This window comes from Oceanimonas sp. GK1 (assembly GCF_000243075.1).
Taxonomy (GTDB): Bacteria; Pseudomonadota; Gammaproteobacteria; order Enterobacterales; family Aeromonadaceae; genus Oceanimonas.
In genome coordinates this window covers 1,017,257-1,032,568 of record NC_016745.1, presented here as the reverse complement: position 1 = coordinate 1,032,568, position 15,312 = coordinate 1,017,257, and the positions used below count along the sequence as shown (strand labels likewise).

Genomic DNA, 15,312 nt, shown 5'->3' with positions numbered 1-15,312 from the left:
TCCTACATTCCGTTCGGTTCTGACACCGCCAGCCCGAACCATCGTCGGGCACTGGCGGCATCGCGTTGAATCTGCTCCTTCAACAGCGCAAAGGAAGCGAATTTTTGTTCATTCCGCAGCTTGTGGCACAACGCCACTTCCACCTGCTTGCCGTAGAGATCACCGGCAAAATCGAACAGGTGCACTTCCAGCAGCGCCTGGGTGCCGTTCACCGTGGGCTTGTGGCCGATATTGGCGACACCGGGGTAACACTGCGTCCCAAGCTTCAGTTCGACCGCGTACACGCCCGCCACCGGAATGACCCGGCGCTTGAGCGCCACGTTGGCGGTGGGAAAGCCAATGGTACGGCCCAGCTTGGCGCCATGGGCCACACGGCCGCACAGGCTGAAGGGACGGCCCAGCATGCGGGCGGCATCGTTCAGCCGGTCTTCCGCCAGGGCCTTGCGGATCAGGGTGCTGCTGACCCGACGGTTTTCCATACGCCAGCTTTGGGTGCTGACCACCTCAAAATCAAAGGCCCGTCCGGCCTGGGTCAGCAGGTGGAAGTCCCCGCCCCGGTTGCGGCCAAAACGAAAATCGTCGCCCACCACCAGAAAGCGCACCCCCAGTTTGTCGACCAGCAGGCCGCGAATAAAGTCGTCCGGGCTTCGGGCGGCAAACTCAGGCGTAAAGCGCACGCACAGCAGCCGGTCGATACCAAGCCGGGCCAGCTGGGCGTATTTTTCCCGCAGCCGGGTCAGCCGGGGCGGCGCGTCGCTACCGGCAAACAACTCCTGGGGCTGCGGCTCAAACACCATCACGCAGGCGGGGACGTTCAGACGGCGCGCGCGCTCCACCAGACCGCGCAGCACCGCCTGGTGTCCCAGGTGTACGCCATCGAAGTTGCCAATGGACAACACGCAGCCGCGATGCCACGCCTTGATGTTGTGAATGCCGCGAATTAGCTCCATAAGTCCTGTTGCCGGCCCCTGCAAATCGGCGGATTATACCTCAGCCGGCCCTCGGGATCAGCCCTTGTTCGGCAAGGCCGCGATTCAGCCCTCGGCGGCGCGCAAATGCCGAGGCCGCACCCCCAGCCCCAGCAGCAACACGCCGTAACAAAGCGCGCCGGCACCGATATAACCCAGCAGGTGCAGCCCGCTCTGCCCCAGACTCCAGCCGGCCCAGACCGTGAGTGGCGGCGACAACCACCACAGCAGGCCGGCCATGCCGGCGCCGGCACCGGCCACCTGGGCCAGAAACACCCAGGTGGTGCGGCTCGGGCTGTACACCGAGCGCTGATGCAGTCCCCAGCCCAGCAGGGCGGCATTGAGTATGCCCGACAGCGCCGTGGCCAGGGCCAGCCCCACATAGCCCAGGGGAAAGATCAGCGCGGCATTGAACACCATGTTGGCCACCATGGCGATAATGCCAAAGCGCACCGGGGTTCGAGTGTCCTGGCGGGCATAGTAGCCCGGCGCCAGCACCTTGATCAGCATAAAGGCCTGCAGCCCCAGGCCATAGGCCACCAGGCTTTTGCCCGCCGCGGTCACTTCTTCCATGCCGAACTCGCCGCGCATGAACAACACCCTGAGCATGGGCTCATTGAGCACAATCAACCCCAGCATGGCGGGAAAGCCCATCAGCAGCACCATGCGCACGCCCCAGTCCATGGTGGCGGCAAAACCGTCTTTGGCCTCATCCACATGGCGGCTGGACAGGGCCGGCAGAATCACGGTGGCGATGGCGATGCCGAACAGCCCCAGCGGAAATTCCAGCAGCCGGTCGGAATAATACAGATAACTGATGGAGCCGGTGGCCAGAAAGGACGCCAGCATGGTATCGAACAGCAGGTTGACCTGGCTCACCGACACCCCGAACAGCGCCGGTATCATCAGGGTGCGGATTTTCACTACCCCGGGATGATGCCAGGCCCAGCGCGGGCGAACCAGCAGCCTGAGCTTGGCCAGAAACGGAAACTGAAACAAAAACTGCACCAGGCCGCCGGCAAAGACCCCCACCGCCAGGCCGATTTCCGGCTGCGCCAGCCGGGGCGACAACCACAGCGCGGCGGCGATAATGCACACATTGAGAAACACCGGGGTAAAGGACGACACTGCGAACTTGCCAAAGGTGTTGAGAATGGCCCCGGCCATGGCGGTAAAACTGATAAACCACAGATAGGGAAAGGTGATCTTGAGCAGCAAGGACGCCAGCTCAAACTTGTGCGCCTCGGGGCCATCGTTCAGCCATTCCATAAACCAGCCGGCACCAAACAGGGCGGTCACCACCCCCGAACCCAGCATGCCCGCCAGGGTGACCCCGGTCACAACCAGCCCCAGGGTGCCCGACACCGCCGCCAGCAGATCCTGAGTGTCCTTGAAGCTTTTGGTCTGCTTGTATTCGGTCATGACAGGCACAAAGGCCTGGTTAAAGGCTCCCTCGGCAAACAGCCGGCGCAGAAAGTTGGGGATGCGATTGGCAAAAAAGAACACATCGGCCGAGGCTCCCGCCCCCATCAGGTTGGCGATCACCACGTCCCGGACCAGACCCAGCACGCGGGAAACCAGGGTCATGGCAGAAACAATCATGCCCGACCGCAACAGCGCCTTGCTCAAAATGAAAACCTCACGGTAGAAATTGCTGAACGCAGGTGAATACTGCTAGAATTCGGCGGACAGTTTAACCCCCTGCCCTGTGCCACGCCACAGGGCGGTGTTTATTTGCACAAATCAATTGACAATCAGCGGTGAAAAAGGCATAGTCCACGGCCTTTTATGAGCACTCGCTAAGACAGATTCAGGAGTTTTACCTTGGCTAACATCAAGTCTGCTAAGAAACGCGCGATTCAGGCTGAAAAGCGTCGTAAGCACAACGCCAGCCGTCGTTCCATGGTTCGCACCTACGTGAAAAAAGTCATTGCCGCCATCGCTACCGGTGACAAGGCCAACGCCCAGAAGGCCTTTGATGCCGCTCAGCCGCTGCTGGACCGCATGGCCACCAAAGGTCTGATCCACAAGAACAAGGCCGCTCGTCACAAGAGCCGCCTGAATGCCCAGATCAAAGCCCTGTAAGCGCTGTTAATCTGGCATCGAAAAAACCGGCTTTATGCCGGTTTTTTGTTGCCTGTTTATCGGTGAGGAGTGAGGAGCCTGAAGTAAGGTTTTCTCCTCACTCCTCACCGCGTTTCCGCCTACCGGCAATACAGCCGGTGCAGCAGGGCGATCATTTCCCGCACTTCGTTGCTTTTCAGCGAATAATACACGGTCTGGGCTTCCTTGCGGGTGCTGACCAGATCGTCGTTGCGCAGTATGGCCAGATGCTGGGACAGGGCCGACTGGCTCAGCCCCAGGAACTGATTCATCTCTCCCACCGACAGCTCCTTGTCGAGCAGGTGACACAAAATAAACAGCCGCCGCTCGTTGGCCAGCGCCTTGAGCAGCTTCACCGCCTGGGCGGCGTTGGCTTCCATGTCCTCGATATTCATTGCGTTGGTCGCGTTCACGTGTGGGATCTCAGCTGAATTCATCATCAAAGGTGGCGGGCGGGGTCACCGCCGAAAAGTCGTCGAGACCCGAAAACAGGGAGCTGAAGTCACTTTCGCACAACCGTTTTACCGCCGGGTGCTGGATCATGCGTTCGGCGAAGATCACATAGTATTCCTCTTTCAGCTCCGTGGCCCGACCGATCTCGATCACCGGCTGATACTGCAAGATGGCATCCCGGTAAATGGCGGGCGCCACGAAAATGCCCTGGTTAAAAAAGCCAAAGGCCTTCATCAGGGCGGCATCGTCAAACTCCCCCAGGATCTGCGGCTTGAGACCCTGCACTTCCAGCCAGTGCCGCAGTTGGCGTCCCATGGCGGTGCGTCGCCCCGGGATCAGCAACTTGCGCTCTTCCAGACAGGCGGGAAAGGGCTTCACCGGCAGCGGCTCGCGGCAGTAAAAGCCGATATCGCACTCCCCCAGCTTTTTCGACAGCAACCCCCCGTGCTGGGCGGAGTCCACCGGGCAATCGGAGAGGATCATGTCGAGCTTGTGCTGGCTGAGCTGCTCCAGCAGCATTTCGTGGGTCGACTCGTAGCAGCGCAGGTGAATGGAGCCGTCATTGGGAATGACTGATAACAGCACCCGGCTCGCCAGCCGTTTCGACAGGGCATCGGCAATGCCCACCTCGAACACCAGGTGATCTTCCTTGCGGTAGTTGACGATATCCAGCATCTCGTAGGAGAGGCTGAACATGCGATCCGCATACTGAAACACCAGCTGGCCCAGCTCGCTCGCCTCCAGCTGCCGGCCCTTACGCTTGAACAATTTGCCCCCCAGCCGCTCTTCCAGCTGGCGGATTTGCCCGGTCACAGTCTGGGGGGTCAGAAACAGGGCCTCGGCGGCCTTGGTGACCGAGCCCTTTTTCTGGGTCATCCAGAAATAATAAAGATGATTGTAATTCAGGTGTGACAAGGTGCCGCCTCCGCGATGCAATGGCCCATAATAAAGAAACCGGCCGGATTTTTACACCCGGCCGGCTCCATTCACTATCGGCGCTTGTTTATACCAGTTGCGTACGCACCGGCACCTTGCGCCGCTGGGGCTCCTTTTGCGGCAATACCCGTCTCAGCATGACATAACCGCTCACCGCCGCCAGGCTCGAGCCCATCAGAATGCCGAGGCGCGACAGGTTGGCCAGCTGAGCCTGATCCGCAAAGGCCAGGGATGAAATGAAGATCGACATGGTAAAGCCAATACCGCACAGCACCGACACCGCAAAGATCTGCTTAAAGCACACCCCCGCCGGCAACTGGGCATAGCCCAGCCGCACCGACAGCCAGCTCACCAGGAAAATGCCCATGGGCTTGCCCAGCAGCAGGCCGGCCATCACGCCAAGAGGCAGCGCCGAGGTCAGGTCAGCCAGCGACAGGCCTTCCAGCGACACGCCGGCGTTCACAAAGGCAAACAGCGGCAAAATCACAAAGGCACACCAGGGGTGCAGGAAGTGCTCCAGTTGCTTGGAGGGTGAAAAACGATGGCCGTACAGGGGGATCAAAAAGCCCAGAATCACACCGGCCAGGGTCGCGTGTACGCCGGACTTGAGCACCGCAACCCAGATGATCCAGCCCAGCAGCAGGTAGGGCACCAGGTTGCATACCCGGGCTCGGTTGAGCCACACCAGGCCAACGATACCCAACGCGCCCACCGCCATGGCAGTGAAGTCCACACCGTGGTTGTAGAACAGGGCGATGATGATGATGGCGCCCAGATCGTCGATGATTGCCAGCGCCAGCAAAAAGACCTTGAGGGTCAGCGGTACCCGCTTGCCGAGCAGCGCCATGACTCCAAGGGCAAAGGCGATGTCGGTAGCGGCAGGAATGGCCCAGCCGCCGTGGTTGGCGGGCTCACCCAGGTTCAGCAGCATGAACCACAGCGCCGGAAACACCATGCCACCGATAGCCGCCAGGGCCGGAAACATGGCTTTTTCACGGGTAGACAGCGCGCCTTCCACCATTTCCCGCTTCACCTCGAGGCCGACCAGCAGGAAAAATACCGCCATCATGCCGTCGTTTACCCACAGCAACAACGGCTTGTCGAGATCGAGATCACTGATGCGCAACTGAATGCGCATGTTGAGGAATTCCTGGTATAGGCCGGAGAGGCCGGTATTGGCCATCAACATGGCGATCAGGGCGGCAATGATTAGCAGTATGCCACCGGCCGATTCCATGGCCAGAAAGCGTTTAAGCACATGAGACATAATCGAGCTCCTTCTCAAAGAACAGCCCGAGTGTAATCAGCTTGTTACAGTGGTAATAATCGGTTGTTTCTGATCAACACCTCGGTAAAAACGAAAGAAACCGCACAACGACTCATAAATACCGATGAAATTAAAATGTTAAACTAAAGTATAGCTTTATTTACAAACAAAAATCTGTCAAATGGCCACGGGTGCTTTTATATGGGGGTGAGGATGGTACTCTTCCAGAATAAAATCCTCATAAACATACTCAAACAGTGAATCCGGGCGGCGCGCCAGCCGCATGGTGGGCAAGGCTCTCGGCTCACGCCCCAGTTGCAGCCGGGCCTGCTCCAGATGATTGCTGTAAAGGTGCACGTCGCCACCGGTCCAGACGAAGTCTCCCGGCTCAAGTCCCGCCTGCTGGGCCATCATCATGGTCAGCAGGGCATAACTGGCGATATTGAACGGCAACCCCAGGAACACATCGCAACTGCGCTGGTAAAGCTGGCAGGACAGCCGCCCATTGGCCACATAGAACTGAAACAGCGCATGGCAGGGCGCCAGCGCCATTTGCTCCAGCTCCCCCACATTCCAGGCGGAGACGATAATCCGCCGGCTGTCCGGGTTGGTTTTGATGGTCGCCAGCGCCTGGCTGATTTGATCGATCACCCGGCCATCGGCCGCTTCCCAGCTGCGCCACTGTTTGCCATAGACCGGCCCCAGCTCGCCGTTGTCGTCGGCCCATTCATCCCAGATGCTGACGCCGTTATCCTTGAGATAAGCAATATTGGTGTCGCCGTTCAGAAACCACAGCAGTTCGTGAATGATGGATCTGAGGTGGCATTTCTTGGTGGTAACCAGCGGGAAGCCCTCGGCCAGGTTAAAACGCATCTGGTGGCCGAACACCGACAGGGTGCCGGTACCGGTGCGGTCTTCCTTGCGTTCACCGTGATCAAGAATGTGTTGCATCAGCTCAAGATAGGCTTTCATGCGGTCTTTGCTCCATTACCAAACCAGTGGGGACGACGACAGGCCGCCCATAACATCAATGCGCCGCCGATCATCATCGGCATCGACAACAGCTGGCCCATGCTGAACAAGTCCAGGTACAGCCCCAGCTGGGCGTCGGGCTGGCGAACAAACTCCACCAGGAAGCGGAACAGCCCGTAGCACAACAAAAACAGCCCGGAGATCACGCCCCGGGGCGGCCGGGCACGCCAGGCCAGATTGAGGATGATCAGCAGCAGCACCCCTTCGAGGGCAAACTGATACAGCTGGGAAGGATGCCGGGGCAGTGCACCGGCGGCAGGGAAAATCACGCCCCAGGGCAGGTCGGTCACCCGACCCCACAGCTCGCCGTTGATAAAGTTGCCAAGGCGCCCGGCCCCCAAACCAAAGGGGATCATCGGCGCGATAAAGTCTGCGACCGCAAAGAAGGTTTTATGATGCTTGCGGCCAAACAGCCAGAAGGCGGTGAGCACGCCCAGCAGGCCGCCGTGGAACGACATGCCACCGGACCAGATTTTGATGAGGTAAAGCGGATCCGCAAGAAAGGTATCGAACTGGTAGAACAGCACATAGCCGAGCCGGCCGCCCACAATGACCCCGAGAAAGCCGTAGAACAGCACATCGGACACCTGATCTTTGGTCCAGCCTGAGCCCGGTTGTGCGGCCCGCCGGTTACCCAGCCACCAGGCGAACAAAAAGCCCAACAGGTACATCAGGCCGTACCAGTGCACCGCCAGCGGCCCCAGCTGAATGGCCACGGGATCAAAGCCGGGAAACACCCAGTGAGAATCAGACATGCGTTTACCCCGAAAAATGGAAAGCGGATATTGTAAGGCAAACCGTGACGAGTGTCTGTGGACCTGTGCATTTCGTCAGGCCGAGTGAAGGGACATAAAGTGGTAGGCGCCGCTTTAGCTGGCGCAAACCTGAAGGTGCCGATGTGTTGGAGGCCTGTTGCACAGGCCCCGCCGACTAAAGTGACGGCTACAATCCTTGCTGCTGCTACAGCCCCGAGCGCAGCAGGCCGCCCAGGCCGCGCTCTTCCAGATAACGCCCGAAGATGCCCTTGAAGGCGCCCACATGGTGGTGGCTGAGGGCTTCCTGCAGCAGTTTTTTCAGCTCGTCGGTACGGGACTGGCGCACGATGTACTTGATGCGCATGATGTTGCTGTTATTCATGCTGAAGCGACGGTAGCCCATGGCCATCAGCACCAGTACGCCGATAGGGTCTCCGGCCAGCTCGCCGCAGATGGATACCGGCCGGGCATGCTGGCGGGCGGTGTCGATAATCTGCTGCAGGGCCCGCAGCACCGCCGGATGCAGGGAGTCGTAAATACCGGCAACCCGGCCGTTGTTGCGATCCACCGCCAGCAGGTACTGGGTCAGATCGTTGGTGCCCACCGACCAGAAATCCACCAGCGGCGCCAGCTCGGCCAGCTGGTACAACAGCGAGGGCACTTCGATCATCACCCCCAGGCTGGGGTAGCGAATAATGCCCTGCTCGTCGGCGGTTTCCGCCGATACCTCGCGCCAGGCCCGGTCCAGCAGCCGGCGGGCTACCCGCACTTCGTCCAGGCTGCCCACCATGGGCAGCATGATCGACAGGTTGTCGAGGCCGATGCTCGCCCTCAGCATGGCCTTGAGCTGCACCAGGAAGATCTCCGGGTGATCCAGGGTCAGGCGAATGCCGCGCCAGCCGAGAAAGGGATTTTCCTCGACAATGGGAAAATAAGGCAGCTGCTTGTCGCCCCCCACATCCAGGGTACGCATGCATACCGGCTTGCCCACATAGCTGGTGAGTACCCGCCGGTAGCTGTGCACCTGCTCCTGCTCGGACGGAAAACGATCCCGCATCATAAAGGGGATCTCGGTGCGGAACAGCCCGACCCCGTCGGCGGCATCGTTCATGGCAATGTCGGCGTCGGCACTGAGGCCGGCGTTCAGCAACAGCGACACCTGTACATCGTCCAGGGTGCGCGAGGCCTCCTTGCGCACCGTGGCAAACAGCTCGTCCATCTGGGCTTCTTCGGCGATCACCCGCCGGTATTCCCTCAGCACCGAAGGCGCCGGCTCCACCAGCAGTTCACCGGTATAGCCATCCACCACCAACTGACGATCTTCCAACAGCTCAAAGGAGTGATCGATGCCCATCACGGCCGGAATGCCCATGGCCCGGGCCAGAATGGCGGCGTGGGAGTTGATGGAGCCCTTGGCCGACACTATGCCCTTGAGCTTGTTGCGGGGAATTTCGGCGATCAGGGTGGCACTGATTTCATCGGCCACCAGGATAATGGGCTCGGACAACGCCAGGGGGCCGTCATCTTCATGGATCAGCCGGGTGAGCAGGCGCTGGCCCAGATCCCGAATGTCGGCGGCCCGCTCGCGCAGGTAAGGATCGGCCATGTTGGCAAACTGGGCGATCTGCTTTTCACACACCCGCTTGACCGCACTGCCGGCGCTCCAGCCATGCTCGATCTCTTCCCGAATCAGCCCGATGAATACCGGATCCTTGAGAATGTACTGATACACCTCAAACACCGCCATCGATTCACCGGCCTGGGACTCCTTGAAACGCAGGGCCATGCCGTCGAGCTCCTGCTCCACCTGCTGTAACACCTTGTCGAGGCGCTGATGCTGGGCCGGCAAATCATCGGCCCGGCGGACCCGTACCCGATCCAGCTCCACTTTGGGGCGCCACACCCAGGCCTTGCCAATGGCCACCCCGGGCGAGCCAGCCAGGCCCCGCAGCATGCCGTGCCAGTTGCGGGACTTGAGGTTACCCCTGGCCTCGGCATGGGCGATCACCGTGGCCAGCTGGGCCGCCAGGGTGACCAGAAAGGACTCTTCCCCTTCCTCGAACAGCCGCACCTGCTTTTGCTGCACCACCAGCACCCCCAGGGTCTTGCGCTGGTGAATAATGGGGGCGCCGAGAAAGGATCTGAATTCGTCTTCGTGGGCTTCCGGCAGATATTTGAAGCTGGGGTGGTGCTGGGCGTCGGCCAGGTTGATCAGCTCTTCTTTTTCACCAATCAGGCCAACAATGCCTTCGCCCGGCGGAATGCGGGCCCGGCCCACCGCTTCCGGCGCCAGGCCGTCGGTGGCGGCCAGCAGAAACCCCGGGTCGTCTTCCCGGCGCAGATAAATGGAGCAGCAGTCTACCCGCATGGCCTGACGGGTTTGTTGCGCCAGCTCCGCCATGGCTGCGTTCAGATCGGAGCTGGCCGTGACCCGCTGGACAATTTCTCTCAGTTCCCTTAACACTGCCGCTCCCCCTTGCTATTACCTGTGCCGCCGGCGTCCGTCCCGCTGGCGTCCCGGCTCCGTCCGCGGCCGACCCTGGTCAGCCCGGTGACGGTTCTGCTCTGCCATTACGATGGGGGCAAACTCCCGCAGCACCCGCCGATATACTTCCCGTTTAAAAGACACCACCTGGCGTACCGGATACCAGTAGCTGACCCAGCGCCAGTCATCAAACTCCGGATGCCCGTGGCAGCCGAATTTGATGTGTGATTCATGATCCGAGTCCAATCGCAGCAAAAACCATTTCTGTTTCTGACCAATGCAGACAGGATTGCTGTCCCATCTTACCAGCCGCTTGGGCAGCTTGTACTTGAGCCAGTGGCGGGTGACCGCCAGCAGGGTCACGTTCTCGGGGCGAAGTCCGATTTCTTCGTACAACTCCCGGTACATGGCCTGCTCGGGGTTTTCCCCGTCGTCTACGCCCCCCTGGGGAAACTGCCAGGAGTGCTGACCATAGCGCCTGGCCCACAATACCTGGCCCTTGCGATTGCAGATCACTATGCCTACATTGGGACGAAATCCGTCGCCATCTATCACGCAATCACCAGATTCAAAGCTAACATGGCATCGATTGTTCCATATTCCCCCATTTCCGGCAAATCAAGCCTGCGCTTCTTTTTCTTGCTCGAACCTGAATAACTTGGTGTTTTGTCAACACTTATAAACAAAAAAACCGATACCTTCCGCTCATTGCCCCCAAAAGATGTGGATAATACTGTGGTAAAAGCGGTATAGGCTTGATCTCTTCATTAGCGAAAATGCCGGAAGAGATGTGATCTCAGTCTAGTTTAAAATAAAAAACATATATAAAACAAAAAATTAAAAACAAAAAGAAGGATCGAACTGGATCTTTGATCAGGGGGATCGACATGACACAGGATGTTGATAACTTGGTCCGGTCAAGAATTCCCCACCGCATTGTTATCCACAACCCCCGGCAGGATCCCGCCGGTTTCCGCGCTGCCATTTTCCGGTTTTTTGTCTTTTCAGCCACCCGGCAGAGGTAAGTGGCGGTGAAGATCCAGTTATCCAGTATTTCTGTGGATAAGCTTGTGCAACGGCATGTTCATACCTGGGTAAAAGGAGTATATGATCCTACCCCGCCCCCTTTCCCCCGGATAGCGCCCCGCACCACAAGAGGTGATGAAATTTTGAACAACCCTGTTTCCCGCCCAGAAAGCCTTGCCGTCCTGCTTGAACGGGCCCGGCACCTGGCCGGCCTGCCGCTGGCGGAGCTGGCCGGCGCGCTGGCGCAGCCGGTGCCGGCCAGCCTGCGCCGGGACAAGGGCTGGATTGGCCAGTTGCTGGAGCTGACCCTGGGCGCCAGCGCCGGATCCAAGCCAGAGCAGGACTTCCCCGAACTGGGCGTCGAGCTCAAGACCATTCCCCTGGACTCCGCCGCCCGACCGCTGGAAACCACCTTTGTGTGCGTGGCGCCCCTGCTCGACATTGCCGGCCTGAGCTGGGAGACCAGCAATGTGCGCAACAAGCTGTCCCGGGTACTCTGGATCCCGGTGCTGGGCGACCGGGATACTCCCCTCGGTGAGCGCCTGATTGGCCAGCCGTTGCTATGGACGCCCAATGAGGAAGAGGAATGGCTGCTGCGCCAGGACTGGGAGGAGATCATGGAGCTTATCAGCCTGGGCCGGGTGCAGGAGATCACCGCCCGCCATGGCCAGGCCCTGCAACTGAGGCCCAAGGCCGCCAACGGCCGAGCCCTGACCGACGCCATCGGCCCCGACGGCGGCTACATACAAACCCGCCCCCGCGGCTTTTACCTGAAAACCGGTTTTACCAAAGCCCTGCTGGCGAGGCATTTTATGCTTTGAGCCGTAAACGAAGCGACAGCCGGATTACCTCCGCCGACACGCTTCGAGCCCATCCCTGGGACGCTCGGCAAATGTCATCCATGACATTTGACGGTCGGCTCCGGCAATTCCGGCTGCCGCTTCTCCTGCCTCCAGCATCGTCTGCACGAGATTACCTGCGGCTCAGTGATGAATGTAGAGGGCAAACTCAGGCCGTCGCCGCTTCACGCGTATTCAGTCGCCAGATCAGGGCAAAGACCAGCAGGATCCAGGGTACCGCGAACAGGTTGAGCCAGACCCAGCCAAATATCACTACACCCTGCCCGGCAAACAGACTGCCAAAGGCCGCGGCAGTGAACACCAGAAACTCGTTGATGCCCTGTACCCTGGCCTTTTCCGCCGGCCGGTAACTGAAGGTCAGCAGGTGGGTGGCGCCGATAAAGGTAAAGTTCCAGCCCACGCCCAGCCACAACAAGCCCCACCAGTAGTGCCAGAAACCGGTACCGGACAGATTCACCGCCACACTCAGCAGCAGGGCCCCACAGCCCCAGAGGATGACGTTACGAGTACCGAAGCGGCGAATTAGATGACCGGTAAAGAAGGACGGCACGAACATGCCCAGCACATGCCACTGGATCACCATGGCGGTGGCGGGGAAATCATGGCGGTGATGCTCCATCGCCAGGGGGGTGGCGGTCATCAACAACACCATGATGCCATAACCGATCATGCCCGAGGCCACTGCCGCCAGCAGCAAGGGCTGGCGAAACAGTTCGCCGTAGGTGCGCTGGGGCTCGTGGCCGCTGGGCACCGTGGCCGCCGGCAGCGGCAGCAGCAGGATCAGCAGCAGCGCCACCACATACAGTCCGAACAGACCGTAAAAGGCCCCTCCGTAGGGACTCCCGGCATGCCAGTCCTGGGACCAAACCGCCAGGTTAGGGCCGATCACCGCCGCCAGCACACCGCCGGCCATCACCAGGCTAATGGCCCGGGCATGCTGGCCGCTGTCGCAGGCTTCCAGGGCCGCAAAGCGGTATTGCTGACCCACACCAATGGCAATGCCGGTGAGGAAGGTGCCGCAGGCAAACAGGGGCAGACTGGTGGCCACCAGTCCCTGCAGCGCCACCCAGGCGCCGAGCAGGCCAAACAGATTGCCCAGTACAAAACCGGTCTTGCGGCCAAGCCGCTGCATCAGGTGCGCCGCCGGCAGGGTGGCCGCGATCAGGCCGGTAAACTGGCAGGCCACCGGCAGGGTGATAAGCCAGGGCTCGGCGGCCAGTTGCCGGCCAATCAGCGCCGACACCGACACCAGCAGAATGTTTCCCGATGCCAGCAGTGCCTGGGCAATGGCCAGCCCCCATACGGTGATCGGCATGACGGATCCTTGGTTACATTAGAAAATTTTGAAATATGATAGCGCGCGTTCCCAAAAACAAAAAGGCCCGCGGTTGCGGGCCTTTTTTGACAGCCGGTTCGGCTTATTTGGTAACAAGACGCTCTTTGATACGAGCAGACTTGCCGGAGCGGTCGCGCAGGTAGTAAAGCTTGGCACGACGCACGGCGCCGCGACGCTTCACTTCCACGCTGCCGATCAGCGGGCTGTGAGTCTGGAAGGTACGCTCAACGCCTTCACCGCTGGAGATCTTGCGAACGGTGAAAGAAGAGTGCAGACCGCGGTTACGCTTGGCGATAACAACGCCTTCGTAAGCCTGCAGACGCTCTTTGCCGCCTTCTACAACGCGTACCTGTACGCGCACGGTGTCACCCGGTACAAATGCGGGAATGTCCTTGCGCAGTTGTTCTTCTTCAAGCTGCTTGATGATGTTGCTCATGATATTTCCTTACCTAGGGTAAACTGAAAACTCTACTGTTTGTGCTGCTGTTCGCGGACAAATTGGGCAAGAAGCTGTTCTTGCTCGTCAGTCAGAGCTAGGTTGTTTAGCAGTTCCGGTCTTCTCAACCAGGTACGACCCAGTGACTGCTGCATTCTCCAGCGCGCTATGTCGGCGTGGTTGCCGCTGAGCAACACCTCGGGAACGGCCATTCCCTCCAGTTGCTCGGGACGCGTGTAGTGAGGATGATCCAGCAAGCCTTCACTGAAGGAATCCTGCTCCGCACTTGCCATGTCACCGAGTACGCCGGGCACCAGACGGGCCACCGCATCAATCAGCACCATGGCCGGCAATTCGCCGCCACTGAGCACGTAATCGCCCACCGACCATTCTTCGTCAATATCGGCCTGGATCACGCGCTCGTCCACTCCTTCATAGCGTCCGGCCACCAGGATGAGTTTGTCCCGGCTGGCCAGTTCGCGCACGCCCTGCTGATCCAGCCGGCGGCCCTGGGGTGAAAGGTAGATGACCTTCGCGCCCTCGCCCGCCGCTGTTCGCGCCGCCGCTATGGCGTCGCGCAATGGTTGTACCATCATCAGCATGCCCGGTCCGCCCCCGTAGGGTCTGTCGTCGACAGTGCGGTGTTTGTCCCGGGTGAAATCCCGCGGATTCCAGCGTTCAAATGTCAGCAGGCCTTCTTTCACGGCCCTACCGGTGACCCCGTAGTCACTGACTGCCCGGAACATCTCCGGGAAGAGGCTGACGACCCCTATCCACATGATTCTCTCCGCGCAGGACTGCCGGGATTAAAAATCCGGATCCCACTCTACTTCGATGATGCGGTCCTGAATATTCACGGACTTGATCACCTGTTGTTCCAGAAACGGAATCAACCGTTCCCGTTGACCAAATGCGTCGTTGGCATTGGCTTTGACCACCAGCACGTCGTTGGAGCCGGTTTCCATCAACTGAGACACCACCCCGAGGTCGTACCCCTGAGTGTTGCTCACTCGACAACCGACCAGATCGCGCCAGTAAAATTCATCCGCCGGCAGCGAGGGCAGAGCCTCGGCGCTGACTGCGATGTCGGCACCGGTCAGTGCCTGAGCATCTTCGCGCTGGTCGATATCGGCCAGCTTGCAAATCAGGCTCTTGTTGTGGCGCTTCCATCCGGTGACCTGGATTTCGCGCCAGCCTTTGCCATCCTTTATCAGCCAGGGCTGATAATCGAATATGCCATCGGGCTGTTCGGTAAAGGAGTTGACTTTCAACCAGCCCTTGATGCCGTAAACGGCGCCCAGGCGGCCTACTATGACAGGTTCACTCACCTTTCACTCCCTGCCCGACCGGCTTAGGCAGCGGCTTTGGAAGCGTCTTTGACCAGCTTGGCCACGCGCTCGGAAAGGCTTGCACCCTGGGCTACCCAGTGGTTGATGCGCTCCAGGTCCAGACGCAGTTTTTCTGCCTGGCCGGAAGCGATCGGGTTGAAGAAGCCTACTTTCTCGATGAAACGACCATCGCGAGCGTAGCGGCTGTCTGCAACTACTACCTGGTAGAACGGACGCTTTTTCGCGCCACCACGTTGTAAACGAATGGTTACCATACCGTCCTCTATTCACTTGAAACAAACAAGGTTCGCGAACAATGCGAACCCC

16 protein-coding genes are annotated in these 15,312 nt (G+C 59.7%); 2 read left to right on the top strand and 14 right to left on the bottom strand.

From position 1 onward, the window contains the following. Nucleotides 1-2 precede the first annotated feature (2 nt). Both ribF and murJ read right to left on the bottom strand, forming a co-directional pair. Nucleotides 3-950 carry a bifunctional riboflavin kinase/FAD synthetase gene (gene ribF / locus GU3_RS04925; protein ID WP_014291443.1) on the bottom strand — a complete coding sequence of 316 codons (948 nt, stop codon included), beginning with the start codon at nucleotides 948-950 and terminating at the stop codon, nucleotides 3-5. An 84-nt stretch (nucleotides 951-1,034) separates the two neighbouring features. Then, nucleotides 1,035-2,597, bottom strand: a complete 1,563-nt coding sequence (murJ, locus tag GU3_RS04920) for a murein biosynthesis integral membrane protein MurJ (RefSeq protein WP_014291442.1) — start codon at nucleotides 2,595-2,597, stop codon at nucleotides 1,035-1,037. Between the two features lie 195 nt (nucleotides 2,598-2,792). On the opposite strand from murJ, the gene rpsT reads away from it, so the two are divergent. Further along, on the top strand, nucleotides 2,793-3,053 hold the full coding sequence (rpsT, locus tag GU3_RS04915) for a 30S ribosomal protein S20 (RefSeq protein ID WP_014291441.1): 261 nt from the start codon (nucleotides 2,793-2,795) through the stop codon (nucleotides 3,051-3,053). Nucleotides 3,054-3,172: 119 nt separating this feature from the next. On the opposite strand, the gene GU3_RS04910 is transcribed toward rpsT, so the two are convergent. The 7 genes from GU3_RS04910 to rppH all read right to left on the bottom strand — a co-directional run bounded on the left by GU3_RS04910 (nucleotide 3,173) and on the right by rppH (nucleotide 10,554). Continuing rightward, nucleotides 3,173-3,466, bottom strand: coding sequence for a metalloregulator ArsR/SmtB family transcription factor (locus GU3_RS04910; RefSeq protein WP_014291440.1), 294 nt, complete (start codon nucleotides 3,464-3,466; stop codon nucleotides 3,173-3,175). A gap of 28 nt (nucleotides 3,467-3,494) precedes the next feature. After that, entirely contained in the window at nucleotides 3,495-4,439 is a 945-nt protein-coding gene (gene nhaR / locus GU3_RS04905) for a transcriptional activator NhaR (protein WP_014291439.1), read from the bottom strand. An 88-nt stretch (nucleotides 4,440-4,527) separates the two neighbouring features. Further along, nucleotides 4,528-5,727, bottom strand: a complete 1,200-nt coding sequence (nhaA, locus tag GU3_RS04900) for a Na+/H+ antiporter NhaA (protein ID WP_014291438.1) — start codon at nucleotides 5,725-5,727, stop codon at nucleotides 4,528-4,530. Between the two features lie 177 nt (nucleotides 5,728-5,904). Next, on the bottom strand, nucleotides 5,905-6,699 hold the full coding sequence (thyA, locus tag GU3_RS04895; protein ID WP_014291437.1) for a thymidylate synthase: 795 nt from the start codon (nucleotides 6,697-6,699) through the stop codon (nucleotides 5,905-5,907). Then, complete coding sequence (gene lgt, locus GU3_RS04890) at nucleotides 6,696-7,514, bottom strand: prolipoprotein diacylglyceryl transferase (protein ID WP_014291436.1); 819 nt, start codon at nucleotides 7,512-7,514, stop codon at nucleotides 6,696-6,698. Before lgt ends, thyA begins: the two co-directional genes overlap by 4 nt. Before the next feature lie 205 nt (nucleotides 7,515-7,719). Further along, on the bottom strand, nucleotides 7,720-9,978 hold the full coding sequence (gene ptsP, locus GU3_RS04885; protein WP_041542943.1) for a phosphoenolpyruvate--protein phosphotransferase: 2,259 nt from the start codon (nucleotides 9,976-9,978) through the stop codon (nucleotides 7,720-7,722). An 18-nt stretch (nucleotides 9,979-9,996) separates the two neighbouring features. Beyond that, complete coding sequence (rppH, locus tag GU3_RS04880) at nucleotides 9,997-10,554, bottom strand: RNA pyrophosphohydrolase (RefSeq protein ID WP_083829440.1); 558 nt, start codon at nucleotides 10,552-10,554, stop codon at nucleotides 9,997-9,999. 614 nt (nucleotides 10,555-11,168) lie between these two features. Between rppH and mutH the strand changes: the two genes are divergently transcribed. Continuing rightward, nucleotides 11,169-11,846 carry a DNA mismatch repair endonuclease MutH gene (gene mutH / locus GU3_RS04875; protein ID WP_014291433.1) on the top strand — a complete coding sequence of 226 codons (678 nt, stop codon included), beginning with the start codon at nucleotides 11,169-11,171 and terminating at the stop codon, nucleotides 11,844-11,846. A 187-nt stretch (nucleotides 11,847-12,033) separates the two neighbouring features. Here mutH and GU3_RS04870 read toward each other — a convergent pair whose 3' ends face one another. The 5 genes from GU3_RS04870 to rpsP all read right to left on the bottom strand — a co-directional run bounded on the left by GU3_RS04870 (nucleotide 12,034) and on the right by rpsP (nucleotide 15,260). After that, on the bottom strand, nucleotides 12,034-13,200 hold the full coding sequence (locus GU3_RS04870; RefSeq protein ID WP_014291432.1) for an MFS transporter: 1,167 nt from the start codon (nucleotides 13,198-13,200) through the stop codon (nucleotides 12,034-12,036). 103 nt (nucleotides 13,201-13,303) lie between these two features. Then, nucleotides 13,304-13,657, bottom strand: coding sequence for a 50S ribosomal protein L19 (rplS, locus tag GU3_RS04865; protein ID WP_014291431.1), 354 nt, complete (start codon nucleotides 13,655-13,657; stop codon nucleotides 13,304-13,306). Nucleotides 13,658-13,689: 32 nt separating this feature from the next. Continuing rightward, nucleotides 13,690-14,436, bottom strand: a complete 747-nt coding sequence (gene trmD / locus GU3_RS04860) for a tRNA (guanosine(37)-N1)-methyltransferase TrmD (RefSeq protein ID WP_014291430.1) — start codon at nucleotides 14,434-14,436, stop codon at nucleotides 13,690-13,692. Nucleotides 14,437-14,463: 27 nt separating this feature from the next. Then, on the bottom strand, nucleotides 14,464-14,985 hold the full coding sequence (rimM, locus tag GU3_RS04855) for a ribosome maturation factor RimM (protein WP_014291429.1): 522 nt from the start codon (nucleotides 14,983-14,985) through the stop codon (nucleotides 14,464-14,466). A gap of 23 nt (nucleotides 14,986-15,008) precedes the next feature. Next, nucleotides 15,009-15,260 carry a 30S ribosomal protein S16 gene (gene rpsP, locus GU3_RS04850; protein ID WP_014291428.1) on the bottom strand — a complete coding sequence of 84 codons (252 nt, stop codon included), beginning with the start codon at nucleotides 15,258-15,260 and terminating at the stop codon, nucleotides 15,009-15,011. Nucleotides 15,261-15,312: the final 52 nt, after the last annotated feature.